This is a genomic window from Bacillus sp. JK62 (assembly GCF_053663455.1).
Genome location: NZ_JBSJQA010000003.1, coordinates 67,459 through 89,567, shown reverse-complemented (window position 1 = coordinate 89,567; position 22,109 = coordinate 67,459). Strand labels below are relative to the sequence as shown.

The 22,109-nt window shown below is 46.6% G+C and carries 22 protein-coding genes; 11 read left to right on the top strand and 11 right to left on the bottom strand.

The genetic code is table 11. The annotated features are described in order from the left end of the window. Positions 1-54 precede the first annotated feature (54 nt). A complete protein-coding gene (locus ACWJJ4_RS10000) occupies positions 55-480 on the top strand; it encodes a MerR family transcriptional regulator (protein ID WP_014304704.1) in 426 nt (141 codons plus the stop codon). Positions 481-541: 61 nt separating this feature from the next. Next, on the top strand, positions 542-1,876 hold the full coding sequence (locus ACWJJ4_RS09995) for a hemolysin family protein (protein ID WP_017417354.1): 1,335 nt from the start codon (positions 542-544) through the stop codon (positions 1,874-1,876). A gap of 45 nt (positions 1,877-1,921) precedes the next feature. Here the strand turns inward: ACWJJ4_RS09995 and ACWJJ4_RS09990 are convergent, their stop codons facing one another. Then, positions 1,922-2,521: a lysophospholipid acyltransferase family protein gene (locus ACWJJ4_RS09990; RefSeq protein WP_003155309.1), complete on the bottom strand. Its 600-nt coding sequence runs from the start codon at positions 2,519-2,521 to the stop codon at positions 1,922-1,924. A 238-nt stretch (positions 2,522-2,759) separates the two neighbouring features. Here ACWJJ4_RS09990 and sigM point away from each other — a divergent pair, with 238 nt between their 5' ends. From sigM to ACWJJ4_RS09975, 3 genes are read left to right on the top strand one after another with little or no spacing between them, the layout of a single operon-like run. Continuing rightward, entirely contained in the window at positions 2,760-3,251 is a 492-nt protein-coding gene (sigM, locus tag ACWJJ4_RS09985) for an RNA polymerase sigma factor SigM (protein WP_003155312.1), read from the top strand. Beyond that, entirely contained in the window at positions 3,241-4,317 is a 1,077-nt protein-coding gene (locus ACWJJ4_RS09980; RefSeq protein ID WP_088005355.1) for an anti-sigma factor, read from the top strand. The genes sigM and ACWJJ4_RS09980 overlap by 11 nt, the downstream gene beginning before the upstream one ends. Continuing rightward, positions 4,305-4,595, top strand: a complete 291-nt coding sequence (locus tag ACWJJ4_RS09975) for an anti-sigma-M factor (protein WP_003155315.1) — start codon at positions 4,305-4,307, stop codon at positions 4,593-4,595. Before ACWJJ4_RS09980 ends, ACWJJ4_RS09975 begins: the two co-directional genes overlap by 13 nt. Before the next feature lie 36 nt (positions 4,596-4,631). Here the strand turns inward: ACWJJ4_RS09975 and ACWJJ4_RS09970 are convergent, their stop codons facing one another. From ACWJJ4_RS09970 to ACWJJ4_RS09955, 4 genes are all read right to left on the bottom strand, one after another. Continuing rightward, positions 4,632-5,987, bottom strand: a complete 1,356-nt coding sequence (locus ACWJJ4_RS09970) for a sodium-dependent transporter (RefSeq protein ID WP_014304703.1) — start codon at positions 5,985-5,987, stop codon at positions 4,632-4,634. A 114-nt stretch (positions 5,988-6,101) separates the two neighbouring features. Further along, entirely contained in the window at positions 6,102-7,505 is a 1,404-nt protein-coding gene (locus tag ACWJJ4_RS09965) for an amino acid permease (RefSeq protein WP_014304702.1), read from the bottom strand. A gap of 329 nt (positions 7,506-7,834) precedes the next feature. Further along, a complete protein-coding gene (locus ACWJJ4_RS09960; protein WP_014417296.1) occupies positions 7,835-8,704 on the bottom strand; it encodes an SDR family oxidoreductase in 870 nt (289 codons plus the stop codon). Between the two features lie 79 nt (positions 8,705-8,783). Next, the gene (locus ACWJJ4_RS09955; RefSeq protein ID WP_024085068.1) at positions 8,784-9,887 is read right to left on the bottom strand and encodes a citrate synthase/methylcitrate synthase; all 1,104 of its coding nucleotides are present in this window, start codon (positions 9,885-9,887) and stop codon (positions 8,784-8,786) included. Between the two features lie 109 nt (positions 9,888-9,996). Between ACWJJ4_RS09955 and ACWJJ4_RS09950 the strand changes: the two genes are divergently transcribed. Next, the gene (locus tag ACWJJ4_RS09950; protein ID WP_003155320.1) at positions 9,997-10,872 is read left to right on the top strand and encodes a LysR family transcriptional regulator; all 876 of its coding nucleotides are present in this window, start codon (positions 9,997-9,999) and stop codon (positions 10,870-10,872) included. Between the two features lie 68 nt (positions 10,873-10,940). On the opposite strand, the gene ACWJJ4_RS09945 is transcribed toward ACWJJ4_RS09950, so the two are convergent. Beyond that, positions 10,941-11,765: a C40 family peptidase gene (locus ACWJJ4_RS09945; RefSeq protein ID WP_070081564.1), complete on the bottom strand. Its 825-nt coding sequence runs from the start codon at positions 11,763-11,765 to the stop codon at positions 10,941-10,943. Positions 11,766-12,223: 458 nt separating this feature from the next. Between ACWJJ4_RS09945 and ACWJJ4_RS09940 the strand changes: the two genes are divergently transcribed. Beyond that, complete coding sequence (locus ACWJJ4_RS09940) at positions 12,224-13,603, top strand: alkaline phosphatase (protein ID WP_146283679.1); 1,380 nt, start codon at positions 12,224-12,226, stop codon at positions 13,601-13,603. A 37-nt stretch (positions 13,604-13,640) separates the two neighbouring features. Here the strand turns inward: ACWJJ4_RS09940 and ACWJJ4_RS09935 are convergent, their stop codons facing one another. After that, entirely contained in the window at positions 13,641-15,047 is a 1,407-nt protein-coding gene (locus tag ACWJJ4_RS09935; RefSeq protein WP_146283680.1) for a SpoVR family protein, read from the bottom strand. A 169-nt stretch (positions 15,048-15,216) separates the two neighbouring features. Here ACWJJ4_RS09935 and ACWJJ4_RS09930 point away from each other — a divergent pair, with 169 nt between their 5' ends. The 3 genes from ACWJJ4_RS09930 to ACWJJ4_RS09920 all read left to right on the top strand — a co-directional run bounded on the left by ACWJJ4_RS09930 (position 15,217) and on the right by ACWJJ4_RS09920 (position 18,933). After that, on the top strand, positions 15,217-16,731 hold the full coding sequence (locus ACWJJ4_RS09930) for a mechanosensitive ion channel (protein ID WP_031378438.1): 1,515 nt from the start codon (positions 15,217-15,219) through the stop codon (positions 16,729-16,731). A gap of 134 nt (positions 16,732-16,865) precedes the next feature. Next, positions 16,866-17,300 carry a nitric oxide-sensing transcriptional repressor NsrR gene (gene nsrR / locus ACWJJ4_RS09925; RefSeq protein WP_003155328.1) on the top strand — a complete coding sequence of 145 codons (435 nt, stop codon included), beginning with the start codon at positions 16,866-16,868 and terminating at the stop codon, positions 17,298-17,300. Positions 17,301-17,478: 178 nt separating this feature from the next. Beyond that, positions 17,479-18,933, top strand: a complete 1,455-nt coding sequence (locus ACWJJ4_RS09920; protein ID WP_071392053.1) for a C40 family peptidase — start codon at positions 17,479-17,481, stop codon at positions 18,931-18,933. Positions 18,934-18,975: 42 nt separating this feature from the next. Here the strand turns inward: ACWJJ4_RS09920 and ACWJJ4_RS09915 are convergent, their stop codons facing one another. After that, the gene (locus tag ACWJJ4_RS09915) at positions 18,976-19,299 is read right to left on the bottom strand and encodes a DUF3889 domain-containing protein (RefSeq protein WP_003155332.1); all 324 of its coding nucleotides are present in this window, start codon (positions 19,297-19,299) and stop codon (positions 18,976-18,978) included. 191 nt (positions 19,300-19,490) lie between these two features. On the opposite strand from ACWJJ4_RS09915, the gene ACWJJ4_RS09910 reads away from it, so the two are divergent. After that, positions 19,491-19,733, top strand: a complete 243-nt coding sequence (locus tag ACWJJ4_RS09910; protein ID WP_003155335.1) for a YhdB family protein — start codon at positions 19,491-19,493, stop codon at positions 19,731-19,733. Positions 19,734-19,746: 13 nt separating this feature from the next. On the opposite strand, the gene ACWJJ4_RS09905 is transcribed toward ACWJJ4_RS09910, so the two are convergent. Genes ACWJJ4_RS09905 through ACWJJ4_RS09895 form a run of 3 tightly spaced genes read right to left on the bottom strand, consistent with a single transcriptional unit; the run spans position 19,747 to position 22,051 of the window. Continuing rightward, a complete protein-coding gene (locus ACWJJ4_RS09905; protein WP_071392055.1) occupies positions 19,747-20,271 on the bottom strand; it encodes an NADPH-dependent FMN reductase in 525 nt (174 codons plus the stop codon). Continuing rightward, the gene (locus ACWJJ4_RS09900) at positions 20,268-20,915 is read right to left on the bottom strand and encodes a response regulator (protein WP_146283682.1); all 648 of its coding nucleotides are present in this window, start codon (positions 20,913-20,915) and stop codon (positions 20,268-20,270) included. Before ACWJJ4_RS09900 ends, ACWJJ4_RS09905 begins: the two co-directional genes overlap by 4 nt. Continuing rightward, positions 20,915-22,051, bottom strand: coding sequence for a GAF domain-containing sensor histidine kinase (locus ACWJJ4_RS09895; protein ID WP_077721991.1), 1,137 nt, complete (start codon positions 22,049-22,051; stop codon positions 20,915-20,917). The genes ACWJJ4_RS09900 and ACWJJ4_RS09895 overlap by 1 nt, the downstream gene beginning before the upstream one ends. Positions 22,052-22,109: the final 58 nt, after the last annotated feature.

Here is a 22,109-nt window from a genome sequence, read left to right as displayed (position 1 = left end):
TTGTGCAAACTCCCCTTCATATATTAAACTATTCTCATAACTATAACGTGATGGTTGGGGAGGGATTTAGATGGGGCTGAGACTTATCGCATCAGTGAATTAGCAGAGCTTGCCGGTGTAACGAAACGCACGGTGGATTACTACACAAACCTCGGGCTTTTAAAGCCTGACAGGTCTTGTTCGAACTATCGTTACTACGATACACTTGCACTTAATCGGTTAAAGTTTATAGTCGCTTGTAAAAAGCAGCGATTGGCCCTGTCTGATATAAAAGATCGACTGGAGAACCAGTTTCCCTCTTCAGCCCTGCCTGACGATGTTGGAAATCTGGCATCGGAAATTGATCACATGAATCAAAACATCTCCGGGATCTTGAATCGGTTTGAAAAGCTTGAACCAGAGGAGCGCGCCCAGCTGAAAAAAAGGCTGGCTCCTGAAAAGCTTGCAGTGCTTCAATCATTTATGCTGCTGTTAAGTTAAACCATTATCTTACTAACAGGAGGTGTTACCTTCATCTTCCCAAAAGAAGTGAAGGTTCTAATTGGACATTGTGAATTTGATTTTAGTCGCGGTTTTAATCGCGCTGACGGCATTTTTCGTAGCATCTGAGTTTGCGATAATCAGAATCAGAGGCTCACGGGTTGACCAGCTTATAGCAGAAGGAAATAAAGCCGCAATCGGTGTCAAAAAAGTGACCACGCATTTAGATGAGTATTTATCGGCGTGCCAGCTCGGCATAACATTGACTTCCATCGGTCTTGGTGTCTTAGGCGAATCAACGATTGAACGCTTGCTTCATCCGCTTTTCACAAAGATAAACGTACCAAGCTCATTATCGCATATTATTTCATTTATTCTCGCCTACGCGATCATTACATTCTTACACGTGGTCGTGGGAGAATTGGCGCCGAAAACAGTCGCCATCCAGAAAGCGGAAGCCGTTTCAATGCTGTTTTCGAAACCGCTCATTTGGTTTTACCGCATCATGTTCCCGTTTATCTGGCTTCTGAACAACTCCGCCCGTCTTTTAACGAAGATGTTCGGTCTGGAGACGGTGTCTGAAAATGAGCTTGCCCACTCTGAAGAAGAGCTGCGCATCATTTTATCGGAAAGCTATAAAAGCGGTGAAATCAACCAGTCTGAATTTAAATATGTGAACAAAATCTTTGAATTTGACGACAGACTTGCAAAAGAAATCATGATTCCGCGTACGGAAATCGTCAGTCTGCCGCATGATATCAAAATTTCTGAAATGATGGATATCATTCAGATTGAAAAATATACCCGGTACCCTGTCGAAGAGGGTGACAAAGATAATATTATCGGCGTTATTAACATTAAAGAAGTGCTGACCGCCTGCATCAGCGGCGAAGTATCAGTCGACTCGCCGATTACGGATTTTGTCAATCCGATCATCCATGTGATTGAGTCGGCACCGATTCATGATCTGCTTGTAAAAATGCAGAAGGAACGGGTTCATATGGCGATTCTGTCGGATGAATACGGCGGAACCGCGGGGCTTGTCACCGTTGAAGACATTATTGAAGAAATCGTCGGGGAAATCCGTGATGAATTTGATATCGATGAAATCAATGAAATCCGCAAACTCGGCGACGGCCATTACATGCTTGACGGCAAGGTTCTGATTGATCAAGTGAACGAACTCCTCGGCATCCATTTAGAAAATGACGAGGTCGACACCATCGGCGGCTGGTTCCTTACCCAGAAATACGACGTCGAACAATACGACTCGATTATCGAAGAAGGCTGCGAATTTATCATTAATGAAATTGACGGCCACCACGTCGCATATATCGAAGTGAAAAAACTGGCGTTTGATGAATTGCTGGAAACCGCCGAACAAAAAGAAGCATAACAAAAAAGCTTGCGCGTCTGATACAGACGGCAAGCTTTTTTTCATTTACAGTTGTTCAAGTTTTTTCTCAAGCTCTTTAATTCTGGCATTCAGCTCTTCTGTCATGGCCGCAAGCCTCTCCTTCGGCGCAAGATCGGAAAAGTCCTCCAAAAAAATCGGCTCGCCGATGATAAGCCGCATTTTTCCCTTTTTAAACAGCGCTTTTCCCGTAGACGGCCCTTTATATGCGGCCGGAACGAGCGGCGCTTTCCCCATTTGGGCGATGGTCACGGCCCCTCTTTTCAGCGGGACGTCTTCAGAAGTTCTCGTGCCGCTCGGAAAAATCCCGACAATCTTCCCTTCCTTCAGAAGCTTAATCGGCGTTTTAATGCTGCTCGGACCCGGATTTTCACGATCAACCGGAAACGCGTGAATCTTCTTTAAAAAACTTCCGATCCACTTTTTCTGAAACAGCTCTTTTTTCGCCATATAATGAATCTGATGGGGCAATATCCCGACACCGAGTGTGAGGACGTCCACCCAGCCCGCATGCGTGCACGCGATAACGAATCCTTTATCAGACGGAAGATTCTCTTTATTGTATACTTTGACTCCTCCGCGCAGAGAAAGAATGAATTTGATGGCATTTGCACAAAACTTATACATAACGCACTTCCTTTGTTGTAATGATCAAAAGTGTTCTCTCTCTATTATAACAATATTTTTTATTACCTGGTACTAATAAATATATTTTTCCTCCGCCGATCTCTATCTTTTATGACGGATTTTGGGTACTATAGAGAAATGGTGTTTGATGAGGTGAAAATGAATTTAAGCCGTTTGCATGGAACGTGCAACTTTAAACCTTTCTTATGCGTGTATAACATAGAGGGGAGAAAAGGCAGTGACGATCGATGAAATTTACCAAATGTATATGAATGATGTTTACCGGTTCCTGCTCTCCATGACAAAAGACAAGCATCTCGCTGAAGATTTGCTGCAGGAAACCTTTATGAGGGCATACATACACATTCACTCCTACGACCACAGCAAAGTAAAGCCATGGCTTTTTCAAGTGGCGAGAAATGCGTTTATAGATTATGTCAGAAAACATAAAAAGGAAGTGACCATTTCCGATGACTTAATTGGGAGCCTTTTTCAGACGGCTGTTCAAAGCCCGGCTCATCAGATTGAAATCAAGGAAGTGCTGACAGGGTATATGTCCGAACTTCCCGACAATTATCGGGAGGCCTTAACACTGTATTATTTAAAAGAACTGAATTACAAAGAAGCATCCCATATTATGAATATTTCAGAGGCTAATTTTAAAAGTGTTTTATTTCGTGCCAGACAGCGGCTGAAAGCACTTTATAATAGAGGTGTTAATGATGAATGAAGAATTTAAAAAGCGTTTTTACCAATACAAAAATGGAGAAATGAGCGACCGGGAAATGGCCGCCTTTGAAGAAGAGCTGGAAAAGCTGGAAGTCTATCAGGAGTTGATTGAAAGCGAAATGCAGGACGACCGGGAATGGGACGTCGGCATCAGCCCGGAAAAACAGAAGGCCATTTTGTCATACGGAAAACGCAAATCGTATTTGCGGATTTCAGTTCTCGCCGTCATCTCCACTTTGATGATTTTGCCGCTTTGCACTTTGGGAAGCTACCTCTATTACGGTCTGGGAGGAAAGGAAAGCACCGGCAATCAATTAATGGAAACCGCGGCCGTGACGGTCGCGACCACCATGCCGAACGTCCTCGTCGATACCTCCGGACTGAAAAGCCAGGTGAAGCTGTTTGGAATGAATACAGAATTTCCGCTGCAAAAGCAGATCGGCACAAAAACGAAATCCGTCGGCGGAGAACGGATTGAAATGTTTTTAGATACGGTCAAATCGCCTGCCGTTAACTACTATGATCTAGACGCGGCACAGGCAAAGCATTATTTTGCCCATCCTTCCGGCTTAAAGGAACGCACGATTGACAAAGCCGGACAGACATTGAAAAAATTGCCTGAAGGAAGCGTGGCGGAGGTCTATCTTTCTTATGACCGGGCCTACCCTTCTTCTCAAGTATATTCAACTTTTAAAAAATACGATGTGAAGTTTTTATGGAACGCGGTCGAAACGGAGAAAAATCTGAAAGACAGTCCTTATGCCGAGCCGTTAGGATTTCCCGGGAAAGATTCCAAGATGGTGTCCTCTTTCGAAACGCAAGGACAGACAGACCGTGAACAATTTATCAATGCCCTTGAATTTATGTCCCGCCATAAAAAATGGGCTCATGCAATATCGAAACGCAAAGACATGAATCTTGGCAGCCGAATCGACTATGTTGAACATCACGGAATGAACGTATACGGCTCTGTCGTGACGGGGCCGACAAAAGAAATCGAACGTCTGCTGAAAAATAAAACAGTAAAAGCAGCAAACATCGGTGAGGTGGAATTATGGAATTGGTAAGAATTTTTAAAGAGCATAATGTTTTCGGCTGGATATCAGTCGGTACCGCGATTTTGTCGCTGCTGCTTTTGAACGTGGCAATCATCAGCAATGTGACTTTCTATTCTTATCAGATGCTGCCGTTTGCGATGGCCGCCGTGCCGTTCGGCATCATTGAGCTGTTTATTAAAAAAGGACGGACGGGCCCGGGACTGCTCGGTGTCATCCTCAACCTTTTCGTCATTGTTTGTGTATATACGATCGTTGCCGTTGATACGAATCTGCAATTCGGTTTTTAAACATAAAAACAGGCCCTTTTACGGGGGCCTGTTTTTTTAAAATGAAAGAACGCCGATTAAATGCAGCAATACGACGATGATAGCCAGCGGCACGAGGTATTTCAGAAGGAAATACCACACCTGAAAGAAACGATAGCCGATGGCGGAACCGCTTTTCATCTCGGCGAACAGCTCCCGCTTCGGTATTTTCAGCGGGATGAAGATTGATATTAATAAAGCGCCGAGCGGAATCAGCACATTGCTCACTGTGAAATCCGCTAGATCAAAAAACGTTTTTCCGAACAAATGAACATCACCGAGCACACCGTATGATAAACACGACGGAATTCCGACTAAGAAAATGAGCAGACCGCTTGTCCACGACAGCTTCTTCCTTTTCGTTTCATCACCTTTCCCGACAGTCGCTACGATAATTTCCACCATCGAAAAGGCCGAAGTCAGCGCGGCAAAGAAAAAGACCGCCAGAAAGCTGATAAAAAACAGCGAGCCGAACGGCAGCCGGTCAAACACAGCCGGCAGTACGGTAAACAGCAGTGTAGGCCCTTCATCCGGTTTAAATCCGAACGAAAAAACCGCCGGAAAAATGGCCAGTCCCGCAAACAGCGTGACGAGCACATTCATCACAACAATGGAACCCGCCGATCCCGGAAGGTTTTGGGTTTTCGGCAGATACGAACTGTATGTCACCATGACCGAAACGCCGAGCGTTAATGTAAAGAACGCCTGTCCTAAAGCATATAGGATGGATTCCGGCGTCAAATCTTCAAAGTGCGGAACCAATAAAAATCTAATCCCCTCAACGGCATGATCGAGCGTGACTGATCGCAGCACAAGCAATAGAAACAGCACGAATAAAACCGGCATCAGCACCGCACTGACACGTTCAATCCCTTTCTGCACGCCTTTTGCGACGACCGCAACTGTCAAGATCATAAATACAAGCTGCGCGGCGAGAGTCTGGATCGGATTTTCAATGACCGTCCCGAACACCGTTCCGTACTGCTCCTGAGTGAGCCCGGATAAAGAACCCGTAACAGCTTTTAACACATAAAGCAAAATCCACCCGCCGACAACACTGTAAAAAGACAAAACTAAAAAACAGGCCGCCACACCCACATAACCCGTGAGGTGCCATACCGACTTCGGCGCGGCTTGTTTGTAGGCATCAATCGCATTTGTCTGGCTCCGTCTTCCGAAAATAAATTCACCGAGCAAAAGCGGATAGCCTAAAAGCACGGTAAAGAGGACGAATACAAGAAAAAAAGCGCCTCCTCCGTTCGTACCCGCTACGTAAGGGAACTTCCAAATGGCTCCCAGGCCGATCGCCGAACCGGCAGCGGCCATAATAAATCCTATTTTTGAGGCCCATTGAACCCTTTTTTGGTCAGACACGACTTTCCACTTCCCTTCCGCCCTATATTATCCCTTATTCACTGCGATAACTTAAGCCCATTTCAATATGTTTCATTATTCCGAAAAATAAAAAGGAGCGGCGGGTGCCGCTCCTTACAAATCCCCGTTTAATTTCGAATGCTTTCTCGAATATAAGAAATAAATCACCAGACCGATGATCAGCCAGATAAAGAAACGGAATATGGTGGTGGCGCCAAGGTTAATAATTAAAAATACGCAGAACAGAATGGATAATATCGGAATAAAGGGAACCCCCGGACATTTAAAAGCTCTTGGCAGATCAGGCTGTTTCTTTCTCAATACGATAACCGCTACTGAAATCAGGACAAATGCGGCAAGCGTGCCGATGTTCACCAGCTTCGCCAGCTCATCAAGCGGGACGAGTGAGCCGAGTAATGCCGACAGGATGCCGAACACCCATGTCACCACGTGCGGCGTTTTATGCTTCGGATGGACTTTTGAAAGCGCCCCCGGCACCAAACCGTCACGGGACATGGCAAACATCACCCTCGTCTGGCCGTACAGCATGACGAGCATCACCGTTGTCATTCCCAACACTGCACCGATATCAATAATCCCGGCCACCCAATTCTGTCCGGCCATCTGCAGGACGAGAGACACGGGATGGTCAACGCCTTCAAAGCGGGCAAACGGAACGACGCCCGTCATAATCGCCGATACGGTCACATACAGCACAGTGCAGACGATTAATGAAAAGATAATTCCTTTCGGCAGATCCTTCGCCGGATTTTTCGTTTCTTCAGCGGCGGAAGAGACGGCGTCAAAACCGATAAAAGAGAAGAAAACGAGCGCCGCGGCACTGAAAACACCGCCGAACCCCATCGGTATAAACGGCTGCCAGTTGTGAGGTTTGACATATACGGCCGCAACGGCGATAAACAATAGAACAACCAGAACCTTCAAAATGACCATAATATTATTGACCCGCTTCGATTCCTTAATGCCTAAGTACAGGAGGAATGTAATCGCAAGCACGATAACAAATGCGGGGAGATTAAAGAATGTGACCGTGCCTTTAATAGATCCCGGCGCGGCCGTTAATGCGGTCGGAAGATGAATGCCGAAGCCCGCCAAGAATGATTGAAAATAGCCGGACCAGCCGACCGAAACCGCGCTGACGGCGAGCATATATTCCAAGATTAAATCCCATCCGATGATAAATGCGAGAAGTTCACCCAGTGTCGCATAAGTAAACGTGTAGACGGAACCGGAAACCGGGACGCTTGAAGCAAATTCGGCATATGATAAAGCCGCAAATAAACACGCAAGAGCGGCGATGACAAATGAAACGGTCAGCCCCGGCCCCGCCGTGACAGCGCCTGTTCCGGTTAATACAAAAATTCCCGTTCCGATGATGGCCCCTATCCCCAGAAGGGTCAGATCAAAGGCCCCTAACTCTCTTTTCAGCGACTTTTCCCCGCCCGTTGCGGCAAGCAGGTCCTGAATGCTTTTCTTTCTGAATATGCTCCCCTTCATCTGCTTCACTCCTTGTAAATCAATATATATTAGAATATTCAGATAACAATAGCAATAATGACTAAATTCTTATTTTTCGCATGAAATGTTTCAGCACATCATTCCTTTCTCCTACATCATATTATAGCGAAAAATATAAAAATGAAAATAACTTTTTGAAAATTCTATATATTATTTCAGTTTTCATAAAACAGAACTCAGCGGATTCTCTGCTGTGAAATATTAACATTAGTGATTCGGCTGGAGACTTCCATTTTTTAAAAATCGTATTCATATGTAATCAAATAAAAATCCCGCACTTTTTAAAAGCGCGGGATAAGACTTGCGTATTATGTTGAAATAAACCTGCCGCCATTTACGTGAATGGTCTGCCCAGTCATATAGGAAGATTCGTCTGAAGCCAGAAGCACGTAAGCTCCGGCGTGTTCCGCAGGCTGTCCCGGTCTTCCCATCGGAGTGTCCAGACCGTGCTTTTCCACCTTTTCTTCAGTAAACGTTGCCGGAATCAGGGCGGTCCAGATCGGCCCGGGGGCCACCGCATTTACTCTGATCCCCTGATCGGCCAATGACATCGCCATTGAACGCGTAAAGGAAACGATGCCGCCTTTCGTGCACGAATAGTCGATCAATGATGTGTCTCCCTGATAAGCGGTAATCGACGTTGTATTAATGATGGCGCTCCCTCTTTTGAGATGAGGCAGCACAGCTTTAGTCATATGAAACATAGAAAACATGTTTGTACGGAATGTCTTCTCCAGCTGTTCAGCCGTAATATCAAGAATCCCGTTTTGCGGATGCTGCTCAGCCGCATTATTAACGAGAATATCTATTTTTCCGTAGTGATCTAAGACTTGCCGGACCGCCTTCTGACAATGCGCCTCATCACCGACGTCTCCCGGAATTAACAGGCATTCGGCCTGGTATTCTTCCGCACGCTTTTTCGTTCTCTCGGCATCGGCATGTTCGTCTAGGTACAGGATGGCAAGATCCGCCCCTTCCTTCGCGTAAGCGATCGCAGCCGCTGCGCCGATGCCGCTGTCTCCGCCCGTGATGACGGCGACTTTTCCTTTTAATCTGCCCGATCCTTTTACATCCGGGTCCTCCAAGAGCGGTTTTGGCTCCATGTCTGACTCAATGCCGGGCTGGCGGTTTTGCACCTGCGGCTTTTGTCCTTCCGTCTGTCTGTCCATCGGATTCATATTCTCACACTCCTGCAATTGGTATTACTGAGACGATACCACGCAGTGCGGGGAATTAAACGGACAAATATGCCGGTAATTAAAGCTGCTGAGCCGTTTCGGGAAAAGCGCCGGTGTATTTCGCAGACGGCCTGTAAATCATGTTGTCAGCGGACTGTTCAAGCACATGTGCGCACCAGCCTGCCATTCTGCTTGCTGAAAAGGTCGGCGTAAATAAATCATTGTCGACATCAATGGCCTGCATCACAGCCGCTGCGTAAAACTCCACATTCGTATACAGCTTCCGTCCGGGCTTATATTGCTCTAACAAGCGGATGGCTTCCTTCTCCACATAAAGCGCCAAGTCAAGCGACGGATCATTTCCTGCCACTTCTTCAGCCTTTATGCGCAGCGCTTCCGCCCGCGGGTCTTTTGTTTTGTACACCCTGTGCCCGAAGCCCATCAGGCGTTCTCCCCTCATAAGCTTCGCTGTCAAATACGCTTCTGCATTTTCTTTTTCCCCGATGTCTTCAAGCATTTTCGTGACACCTGAAGGAGCGCCTCCGTGCAGCGGCCCTTTCATCGTACCCAGTGCGGCAGTGACGGCAGACACTAAGTCCGATTCAGTCGAAACGGTGACTCTCGCCGAAAAAGTCGATGCATTCATCCCGTGCTCCATCGCCAGAATCATATACGTCTCAAGCGCTTTCTTTTGGGCTGCGGACGGCTGCCTGCCTGTCAGCATATACAAATAGTTTTCAACGTGTCCGTATCGCGCCTCAGGTGACAGCGCTTCCTGCCCTTGTTTACGGCGGTATCTGTACGCAATAATCGTCGGTGTGACGGCAATCAGTTTAATCGCTTCTTCCGGCTTGGGCGGATATGTAAATGAATCTGTGCCCAAACCCGAAACAGCCGTTCTCAGCACCGCCATGTCGTCCATTTCATCCGGAAGCGTTTCCAGTAAGCCGATCAAATGTTTCGGAAGCCCGCGCTCGGCTGCAAGTTCTTCCTGAAACGCAAGCAATTGCCGCTCATCAGGAAGCGCCCCGTTCAAAATGAGATACGCCGCTTCTTCAAAACTGAATTGCAATGCGATATCCTTCGCGTCATAGCCGCGATATATTAAATGCCCCTTTTCTCCGTCAATGTGGCTGATCGCCGTTTCTGCACAAGTAATCCCTTTCAATCCACGATAAATCAATTTCATTCCCCCTTATCCTCTTTCTGTTATTATAGTAAATATAATATTTAAAAAATAATGAATATTTTTAAGGGAATTAATTAAAACTTTTAATCAGAGGAGTGCATCTATGGATTTTAAATGGCTTCACACCTTCGTCACCGCGGCAAAATACGAGAATTTCAGAAAAACGGCGGAAACGCTTTTTTTATCTCAGCCGACCGTCACCGTTCATATAAAATTATTAGAGAAAGAAATCAGCTGCAAGCTGTTTCAGCGGAGCGGCCGGAAAATACAATTGACGGAAGAAGGAAAAGCATACGTGCCGTTTGCCATGAGACTTTTGGAAGACTATGAAAACAGCATGGCGGAGCTGCACAGGGTGCGCCAGGGCTACTCGCACACGCTAACACTCGCTGTTTCGCCGCTTATCGCCGACACCGTTCTCCCGTCTGTCATGAAGCGTTATACAGAGGACAATAAAGAAACCGAAATGACGGTCACCATTTTCGAATCGGAAGAAATCGCCTCTCAAATCAGAAACGGCTCAGCCGATATCGGACTGAGCTGCTTAAAGGTGCAATCATCTTCCCTCACTTGCCTCCCCCTGTACAATGACCCAGTTGTCCTCGTCGCGCCACCCGGCCGAAAACCCGGGACAGGGAAGGCGGATGAAGTGAAAGACCTGTTCGGACAATATCTGCTTTTGACCCATAACCATCCTGACTATTGGGATGATTTGCTCCGCCAGGTCAGAATACAGTTCCCTTTCGTCAGAACAATGAAGGTGACACAGACGCATATTACGAAACGATTTATTAAAGAGGGGCTGGGCGTCTCATTTCTGCCGCTGTCAGCGGTACGGTCCGAACTCGCCGCAGGCAGCATGATTGAAATTCCGTGCGAATTCGCCCAGATGCCGAGCGCGGGCGCGTACGCCATCGCCCTCTATGAAAATGAAAAAAAGAAAACCTTTTTAGATTTTTTATCACATTTTCATTTTTAGGTGAAACAAATGGAGCTCTGCCCCGTCTAAATAAAAAACCCGTTCGGATGAACGGGTTTCTCTCACTGCTAGAATCTTTTCGCGCCCAGGTAGCGCGGCTTCCAGTAGCTGTTATTCAGATCACTTGTTGTGACGCCGTCAGAACCGGCATGGATGAACTTGTTGTTTCCGATGTACACACCCATGTGTGAAGGGCCGGCTTGATATGTTGTAAAGAAGACGAAGTCTCCTCTTGACGGGCTGGACACGCTCTTCATTGAGCTCCAGTATCCCGCAGTGCTTGTTCTGCCGACACTCGTCTGTTTGTTTAACAGGTACCAGATAAATCCGCTGCAGTCAAAGCCGGAAGTCGTTGTTCCGCCCCATACATACGGCGTGCCGATTAAAGATTGCGCATCAGAAATCAGCTTGTTTACATTCAGGCTCGTCTGTGCAATATTATGGCTGGATGAAGGCTTCTTTGATGACGAAGATCCTGAAGACGTTGAACCGGAAGTTGATCCTTTTACTTTAAGCACTTGCCCGATGCGGATCAGGTCCGTTTTTAAACCGTTTAAACTTTTTAATTGGTTTACCGTCATTTTATATTTATTCGCAATTTTCCAAAGGCTGTCGCCTTTTACGACTTTATATGTAGACGATGATGACTTGCTGCCCGAATTTGAACCTGAAGATGATTTACCGTTGATCGAAAGCGTCTGACCGATGTAAATGATATCCGATTTTAATTTGTTCTCAGATTTAATGGAATTAATTGACGTTCCATACCGATTTGAAAGTCCCCATAATGTATCGCCTTTTTTTACCTTAATCGTTTGCGCAGACGCCGCGCCCGCAAACAAAGTCGTCCCCAAAACCACTGCCGTTGTTGCTGTAACAAGTTGCTTTTTCATATTTTCCTCCCCGAATGATTCTATCTATTTTATGTGTCTCTTTTTTAAAGTTTTTATCTGTTTCCTATTATAAGGTTCAATTTCCACTAGAAATAGACTTGACTTCCCGTGACAAATTTCTTACTAATTCGTTTTTAAAAAAATTTTTTAAGGGTATTAAATATTTCAATTTGATTTCAAACGTGACGAAAAACGAGTCAATTTGTCACGTTTTTTTCCTGTGATCCTCGTATTTTGGAAAAACAAAGAAGTTTACTTTCCAAATAACTCCTTGTTAAAAAAATCCTCGTCTTTTTCAAAAAAGTGAATGGTTTTCACCCTTTCTTGAAAACATAAGTTACACCGGAATTTACATTTCTAACAATGTTTCACCTGAAATTTACAGGAGAAACAGGCGCTCTTTACAAACACCCCCTACCATTAGACATGCAGACACGATTAAAGGAGGACGAGTGAGAATGAATCTATTTAAACAGGTTCGATCAAAACTTCTGCCGGCGGCAGCCGTATCCGTGCTGACAGCCGGTCTGATTGCGGGCGCGGGGTTTCAGCACTCTGAACAGGCTGCGGCAAAAAAACAGCCTGACAAAAACGAGATCAGAAACGTCATCTTCATGGTCGGCGACGGAATGGGCGCTCCCTATATGAACGCCTACCGTTCGGTCATTAACAAAGGAAAGCCTTCGGATGGTATGAAACTGACGGCATTCGACCCCAATCTCGCCGGTATGATGATGACTTATCCTGACGATCCTGATTCCAATATTACCGATTCCGCGGCGGCTGGCACGGCAATGGCTACGGGCGTGAAAACGTATAACGCGGCGATCGGAGTCGATAAAAAAGGAAAGCGGGTCAAATCCGTCCTCGAAGAAGCGAAACAAAGAGGGAAATCCACCGGACTTGTCGCAACTTCGGAGATTGCCCACGCCACCCCTGCGGCATTCGGAGCCCATAACAAATCCCGAAAGAATATGGATGACATCGCAAGCAGCTACTTTGATGACCGCATCAACGGAAAACAAAAAGTCGATGTGCTCCTCGGAGGCGGCAAATCAAACTTTATCCGTAAAGACCGCAATGTAACAAAGGATTTCAAAAAAGCGGGATACAGCTATGTGACATCAAAACAGGAGCTGAAAAAAGATCGTAACAAGAAGATTCTCGGCCTGTTTGCCGATGGCGGACTCGATAAAGCAATCGATCGGTCAAACGCCGTCCCTTCATTAGAAGACATGACAACGGCGGCGATCGACAGGCTGAACAAGAATAAAAAAGGGTTCTTCTTAATGGTCGAAGGCAGCCAAATAGACTGGGCGGGACATGACAATGATATAGTCGGCGCAATGAGTGAAATGAAGGATTTTGAAAAAGCATATAAAGCAGCGATCGCATTTGCCAAAAAGGACAAACATACGCTTGTCGTTGCCACGGCTGATCATACCACCGGCGGATTGACGATCGGCGCAAATGACGATAAAAACTGGCATGTTGAACCGATTCTTGCCGCCAAGAAAACCCCGGCATTTATGGCTGACCAAATCAAAGCGGGCAAATCCGTATCTTCCGTGCTTGCGCGTTATACAGACCTGAAATGGTCAAAAGCTGAAATTAAACAGATCGAAACGGCCGCAAAACAGGATGCTGACAAGAGCGTCTACAAATCGATCATTAAGCTTTTTAATGCGAAAACCAACAGCGGCTGGACAACCGGCGATCATACGGGCGAAGAAGTTCCCGTTTACGCATACGGTCCGGGAAGAGAGTCATTTACGGGGCTTTTAAACAACACGGACCAGGCCAAAAAGATTTTTCACATCCTGAAACACGGAAAATAAAAAAGGATGCGGGGGTTTCCCCGCATCCTTTCTTCTTTTACAGATATCTCCGGTGCACTCCTTTGCCGTCATACGAGAACATCACTTCTCTGTCTTCAAGAACAGATTCGATGTGCACGCTCCTGCCCCACAGCTGGTACAGATACGGCAGCACTTTCTCCAAGTATTTCAGATCAAGCTCAATTCCCTCATACCAATGTTTAATATAAAGCTCATTATTCTTCAGGTAATCCCCGTCATTGACGGTCAGATAAGGAAATCCCCCGTTGACCCGCATGTTCACGAGCTGGTCGCGCACGGCCTTCCATTCTTTGTCGATCACTTTATAGTCCCTGCCCTGCTTTTGGAATAAATACAAATCCTCACGCATGACGAGATCTTTCGTCAAATAATTGCGGATAAATGAGATATCCGATTCAATTTCCCTGACCTCAAACATTTTCTCGCGGCCGGAACCGGGCTTTACCCCTGTTTTTTTCATTTCATCTGTCGGGTTGTCATAACGCTCTTCGATGTCTTCAAAAATTTTCAGCCCTAAATAATACGGGTTGATTCCCGTTTTTGACGGCTGAACGACGCCTGCGTTCAGCTTCGCAAATTCGATGGCTTCATCTGAAGTCAGGTCAAGCTCGCGGATAATCCGCTGATGCCAATAGGATGCCCAGCCTTCGTTCATGATTTTCGTTTCCAGCTGAGGCCAGAAATACAGCATTTCTTCTCTCATCATGGTTAAGATGTCACGCTGCCACGGTTCAAGCTCTCGCGAATGTTCCTCGATAAACAGCAGAATATCTTTTTCCGGCCGGGGCGGAAACGGTTTTTTCCCTTTTTTCTTTTTCACCTGCTTCGGCTTATCCATTCCCCATAAATCATCGTAAGGCGATGCCGCGGTTTCTTCTTCGTCCTCCTCTTCGTCATCGACGCTCCACAGCAGCTTCGGCCTGACGAGCGACGGATCGATATGCTCCTGAATCGCCAGAATGGCATCTAAAAAGGACTCCACCTCTTTTATCCCTTGAATTCTTTCATAATGCTTAATCCGCTCCGCCGCAGCCGCCATACTCTCAACCATGTCCCGGTTCGTATTTTGAAAGCGGCAGTTATTTTTGAAAAAATCACAATGGGCAAGAACATGGGCTACAATTAATTTATTTTGGATCAGCGAATTGCTGTCCAGCAAAAAAGCGTAGCAAGGGTTGGAATTAATGACAAGTTCATAAATTTTGCTCAAACCGAGATCATAATGGAGTTTCATCTTATGAAATTGTTTGCCGAAACTCCAGTGGCTGAATCTCGTCGGCATGCCGTACGCGCCGAATGTATAAATAATTTCAGCCGGGCAAATTTCATATCTCATCGGGTAGAAATCAAGGCCGAAACCCTTTGCAATGTCGGTTATTTCCTCAATTGCCCGCTGTAAACCTTTTGTCTCCTCCGCGTTCAAGCGAATCCCCCCTACTTGGACTTATTTATAATGTATGACCCCTCCTCTCAAAAGATGAAATAACAGGCCGGTTTCCGACTGAAAACTTTCGGCACATCCGCCCCGTTTGCTTTATATGTAAGTGGGTAAAACACACACCATACCCCAAAAAGAAAAGGAGCGATTCTACTTGAATACAGCAGACATGCTTACGACGTATCTCAGCAAACTCCCGAATCTGATCATTGCACTGCTCGTCCTGCTTATCGGCTGGGGCATTGCCAAAATCATTGAAAAAGCCGTATACAAAGGCCTGCAAAAAACAAAAATCGACGACAGGCTGTTCGCCGAAAAAAAGCCGGCGCGCTATTCCTCAGAAAAAGTCATCAGTAAAGTCATTTATTTTATCGCATTAATCATCGTTTTTATTCTATTCTTTAACATTCTGCATCTGACAACCGTGGCTTCGCCTTTTGTCAGCATGCTGTCGGCGATAACGGCGGCTGTGCCGAGCGTTTTAAAAGCCGGCTTGATTCTGCTCGTGGGCTGGGCGGCCGCTTCGCTTTTCAGCTATCTCGTCAAAAAAGCGGGCATGAAACTCGCTGAAAACGGCCGGCTCAGAAAATGGACAATGGTGTCTGAAGAAGCGGAGATGAGCAGATCCGTTACGGCTGCTTCACGAATCGTTTTTTACTTCGTCTTGCTCTTGTTCCTGCCCGGCGTCTTGTCCGCTCTCCAGATCAGCGGAGTATCAGGGCCGTTTACAAATATGATCCAAAGCGTTTTGTCCTTTATACCGAAATTATTCGCCGCGGCGCTGATTGTTTTAATCGGCTGGCTTGTTGCCCGTCTCGTCCGTGATATCGTCACAAACTTTCTGGCGAGTATCGGAACGGAAAGGCTCGCCGCACGTATGGGGCTTTCTATTTATCTGAAGGATACGAGCCTGTCGGCAATCATCGGAACGATTGTCTACGTGCTGATTTTCATTCCGGTGATCATCTCTGCGCTTGACCGGCTTGATGTGGCGGGTATTTCTGAACCGGCGTCAGCCATGCTGCACACGGTCTTCACAATGCTCCCTAATATCATCATCGGTATTGTGCTGATCATCGCCGGCATCTGGGTCGGAAAATGGGTCAACAGCATTGTATCCGGGCTCCTGCACCGGGCCGGTTTCGACTCTCTTCTCGGTAAAATGGGCTTTGAACAGGCGGGCACCCCGAAGCTGACGCTTTCTCAGACGGTCGGCATGATTGTTCAGATCATCATCGTCCTGCTCTTTACGGCAGAGGCGCTGCAGCTTGTTCATCTCGAATTTCTCGTCGTTATCGCAACCGGTATTATCGCTTACCTGCCTAATGTTCTGGCCGCTGTATTTATTCTCGGAATCGGACTTTTGGCCGGACAGCTCGTCAGCAGGCTGCTTGCCGGCATGCTGAGCGGAAAGGAATTCAGATTCCTGGCGCCGCTTGCGAAATATACCATTATCACTCTCTCAATCTTTATGGCGCTGGATCAGCTCGGTGTCGCCGACACGATCGTAAATGCCGCGTTTATTCTGATTCTGGGCGGTTTCGCGCTTGCCTTCGGACTTTCATTCGGGCTTGGCGGAAAAGAATTTGCCTCCCGTTATCTCGCAAAATTGGATCGCAAAATTGAAAAACATCAATCGGCTGACGATCGTAAGCCGCCGATGTCTTAACGAAAAAAACGTGTGCTCAGAAGGAGCGCACGTTTTTTTTAAAAAGTTAAGGGAGCAAATTCCTTTTTTTTCATTTTAGATTCATATATGATAGACTGTAACAGAAGCAAAATCTCTTTTTTCGAGGTCATTCTATGAAATTAACGAACTATACCGATTACTCTTTACGCGTTTTGATTTTTTTGGCTTCCAGACATTCCGACGAACTTTCCAACATAAAAGAAATCGCAGATACTTATTCCATCTCTAAAAACCACCTCATGAAAGTCATTTACCGTCTCGGCCAGCTCGGGTATGTCGAAACGATCCGGGGCCGGGGAGGCGGAATTCGATTAGGAATGACACCGGAAGACATAAACATTGGAGAAGTCGTTCGACATACAGAAGACGACTTTAACATCGTAGAATGCTTTGACTCCAAAAAAAATCTCTGTATCATATCTCCCGCCTGCAACTTAAAGAACCTTCTGAATGAAGCCCTGCAAGCTTACCTGGCCGTTTTAGACAAATATACGTTAAGGGATCTGGTCAAAAACAAAGAGGAGATTATGAGACTGCTCAGAAGCTGAAGGAATGTCCGCATTCCTTCTTTTTTTATGCCGGCATAAGAAAAAAGGACTATTTCTATTAATATGATAAACGATTGCAGACAAGTGCCGATATAAAGATTATCATTACTGATATCCTCACCTTGCGGCTGCAACGAATGGGGATAGAAAAATTATCGCAGGAAAAGGGAGATTCACTATGAAAAAAAAGGTAGCGGTCGGTTTGACTGCATCTGCGATCGTCGGGTCTGCGTTAGCTGTAACACCGGCAGAAGCACAAACGATTAAGGTTAAAAGCGGAGATTCATTATGGAAGCTTGCCCAAAACTACAATACAAGCGTGGATGCCATTACATCAGCGAATCATCTAAAATCCACCGTTATTTCTATCGGGCAGACGCTCACCATCCCTAACGGCAAATCAGATTCCGGCAGCAAAAAGCCATCTTCAAAGAACAGCGGCACGACTAAAAGCGTTTATACAGTGAAAAACGGCGATTCGCTGTGGCTGATCGCATCTGATTTTAAAATGTCCGTACAGGAACTGAAAAAATTGAACGGTCTGACAAGCGACTTAATCCGCGCCGGACAGAAGCTGCAAGTGACGGGGAAAGTTTCCTCAAGCACCGATCAGAAAAAAACCGCGCCGGGCAGCAGCTCAAACAGCAGCAAAAATCAGTCATCATCTTCCGGGACCTATAAAGTAAAACTCGGCGATTCCCTATGGAAGATCGCAAACAGCGTCAATATGACCATTGCGGAACTCAAAGTATTAAACAACTTAAAAACGGATACGATCTACGTAAACCAAGTCCTGAAAACAAAAGGAACGTCTTCTTCGGGAAACACGCCGTCAAAAGACAATTCAAACCAAAATAAAAACCAGACGCAAACGTCCTCCTATACAGTAAAAAGCGGAGACTCACTCTGGAAAATCGCAAACGCATACAATATGACGGTTCAGCAAATCAGAAGCATCAACAAACTGACGTCAGACATGCTGCGGGTCGGACAAGTGCTGAAGCTGACCAAAACGTCTTCTTCCGGCTCTTCGTCTTCACCGTCAGCTCCGAACCAGTCCGGAAATACAGGGAAAACCACTACATATACCGTGAAAAGCGGGGATTCTTTATGGGTGATCGCCCAAAAGTTCAATGTAACCGCCCAGCAGATCCGCGAGAAAAACAATCTGAAAACAGACGTTCTACAAATCGGACAGAAGCTGACGATTACCGGGCAGCAGACAAACACGACACCGAATCAGTCCGGCAGCACAGGCGGCACAGGTTCAACAAGCGCGAAGATTAATGTAATGATCGATGCCGCAAAAGCTCAGCTGGGCGTACCGTATGTATGGGGCGGGACGACGCCGAGAGGCTTTGACTGCAGCGGTTTCATTTATTACGTTCTCAATAAGGTCACTTCTGTATCCAGACTTTCAGCCGCAGGCTACTGGAATACGATGACATCAGTCAGCCAGCCGGCGGTCGGTGACTTTGTCTTTTTCTCAACTTATAAAGCCGGACCTTCCCACGTCGGTATTTATCTCGGGAACGGCCAGTTTATTAATGCCAACGATTCGGGTGTCGTTATTTCCAGCATGAACAATTCCTATTGGAAACAGCGCTACCTCGGCGCAAAACGTTTCTTCTGATATCTGATAAGCTGTACGGCCGCATAAGGCTGTGCAGCTTTTTTACAGTCTGAAAATATTGATGCTGATCACGTGTTTTGTTACGGGATGGAAATACACTTCAGCACGGGATGAAAACGTTTCTTTTGCGGTTTGCACCGTTACGCGAAACACGTCTTTCGTCTGTTCCCTGTTCACTTTTGTACGGCCCATGTACGAATAATCGGTAAGCTCGGCCCCCTTGTATTCACGTTCAAGCTGGTTCCATGCGAGCTGTTCCCATTTTTCAACTGACGGATCGAGGTGTTCTGTATGCCCTTTTTCAGCGATAGAGGCAATGAGAATGCCGCAAAACAAGAGGGCAAGCGCAAATGGAAGGGATTTCATCTTTTTGTTCTCCTGAGTCGTTTTTTGTCAATCTTAGCGTGTCCAAAGAAGAGACGGATATGCGGTTTTATTTTATGTCTCCCTCATATTGCTATGCCGCAATGATAAGGACACCAAGTTTTCCCCCGTTGCATCCGGGCTTCGGCGGCATAAACTAACGGAGAACTTCTCATTGAAAGGAGAAGCGTAAGATGGATCATGCCGATTATGATAAAGCCTTGTATTACACACACCGGTCTCAATGGGACAATTTATTAATTTTGATGGTTCGTACAAAAGATGATTTATTATCAAAGCGTATTGAGCACTTTCTGCACGCGTATCATTTCGAATACGATCATGCGGTGCTTGAAAAAGAGCTGTATTCCCTACTCGGGTATATTGATCATGCGACAGAACTCGCTTATGAAGATCAATTAGCCATGCTGACATAAAACAATCCCGGCGTCAGACGCCGGGATTTCTTGTGTTTGTGAACATATTCAGCTCTTCGATCATGTCTTTCAGGCTGACCGCCATATCCTCAGATACGGTCCGGCGCTCCATGTCGATGTGAATCGGGTCTAAGACCAGCTGTTTCGGGATGACATTTGCATAGACGCCCCGCATGACCGTCCGCATATTCGCCAGCGCGTTCATGCCTCCTTTTCCTCCGCCCGCCGCGGCAATGATGGCCACCGGTTTGTATGCCCAGTGATCGCTGCTTAAAAAATCGATGGTGTTTTTTAAAGCGCCGCTCATGCCGCTGTGATACTCGGGAGATAATAAGACGACGGCCGCCGACTTTTTCACCTGCCGCCTTAACTTTTGCACTGAAGACAGCTCGTTCTGTTCTTCTTCACCGTTATAAAGCGGCAGTTCACTTTCGCTCAAATCAATAAAATCGGTATGAAACCGATCTCTGATATAAGAAGCGGCAATTCTAGTCCGCCCGTTTTTTCTCGGTGTGCCGCTGATCACTAATATGCTCATGATTTTACCGCCTTTCCAAAAACATTATATTTTACCGCATACAATGCCGCCTGCGTCCGGTCGGAAAGATTCAGCTTTGACAGCAGGTTGGACACGTGGGTCTTCACTGTTTTTTCTGAAATAAACAGGGCCGCCGCAATTTCCTTATTGCTTTTTCCTTTGGCTATTTCTTGAAGAACATCTTTTTCACGGGGGGTCAGCTGATAATATTTTTCCTTATCCTGGCTATCCTGAACCATATGGGGCAGCACGTGAGGCACAATATCCGCCGACAGCCGGTAACGTCCGGAATACACTTCCCGGAGCGTTTTCACTAAATCATCGGGCTGAGCATCTTTCAGCTGATACGCTTTTGCGCCGGCTTTAAGGGCGGGAATGACGTGCTCCTGATCAGAATAGCTCGTCAAAACGACGATACTGATGTCCGGAAATCGTTCAGCCGCGATTTTTGCCGCTTCTATGCCGTCCATATCAGGCATTGATAAATCCATCAGAATGATGTCCGGCTCCGTCTTTTCAGCTTGCTGAAGCGCTTCAGCACCGGTGGACGCCTCACCGACAACTTCAATGTCTTCCTGAGTGGCGAAGAAATAGCGCAGTCCTTTGCGGACAACATGATGATCATCAGCAATCACAATTTTCATCAATCAGACCTCCTGTCCCGAAACGGAAGCCGAACGGAGACAATCGTTCCGGCGCCAAGCTCGGATTGCAGTGTAAAGCGGCCTCCGATCGCTTCAGCCCGCGCTTTCATGCCGGCCACGCCGAGCGATGGGAGCACAGCATGCGCATCAGCGCTGAAGCCCGCTCCACGGTCGCTAATGTGAAGCTCAGCGCAACCCGGCTTTTTAACGGCGGAAATGATAACCCGGTCCGTTCCCGCATGCTTTTTACAGTTATTCAAGGCTTCCTGGGCGATCCGCCAAAGCGCGTGTTCCTGTTCATCCGTAAGCTCCAGCTCATCCTCCGTTTCACAAACGGCTTCCAGGCCGATAAGAGCGGCATAGCTTTTGATAGACGCATACAGCCCTTTCGTTAAACTTTCCGGCTTCAGCTGCCAAATGAGCGCCCTCATTTCTGTTAGCGCATCCTGAGACAGCTCTTGAATAAACGTAATCATCTGCCGGAGCCGATCATCATCTGTAAAGCTCTTTGCGGCTTTTGCCGTTAAGCTGACAGAAAACAGCATCTGATTGACGGAATCATGCAGCTCTTGCGCAAGTCTGCTTCTTTCCATCAACAGGGCGTTCTGCTGCTCAAATTCGGCCAATTTCATCCGCTGAATCGCCGTTCCGATTTGAAATGCAACCGCTTCAAGCAGATGCAGTTCTTCTTCGTTGAAAAATGTCTTTTCACTTGCGGCGACGTTTAATAAACCGAACTTCCGGCCGCCGTCCTCAAGCGGTACGGTCGCATGATGGGTAATGCCCTCCGTATCGCGGCAGTTCGTCGTCTGTTCCGCAAATTCAATCCGTTTACAATTCATTATGTTTACGGCCTTTGTCAATCCGCCATTGCTGAATTTGGTCAGACAATAGCATTCCCCGCTGCACATGAGTGCATTTTCCCGCTGACCGAGAGCCGGCGGTAAATAAGCGGATGCGGCGAGCGTATAAGACCCGTCCGGCTCAATCAGAAAAATCCACCCTGTCTGCAGCCCGGTCAGGCTGAGCAGTTCGCGGAGCACTTTATCAAGCGCTTCCTTTAAATCGTGGTTTTGGTTTAAGGTTTCCGCAATCGCTTTTAACGTTTTTAACGTTTCTACCGTCGTTTTCGTCAATTTCCCTCACTCCGGCCAATCAGAATTATCCATATTATATCAATTCTTTTCTGTATAT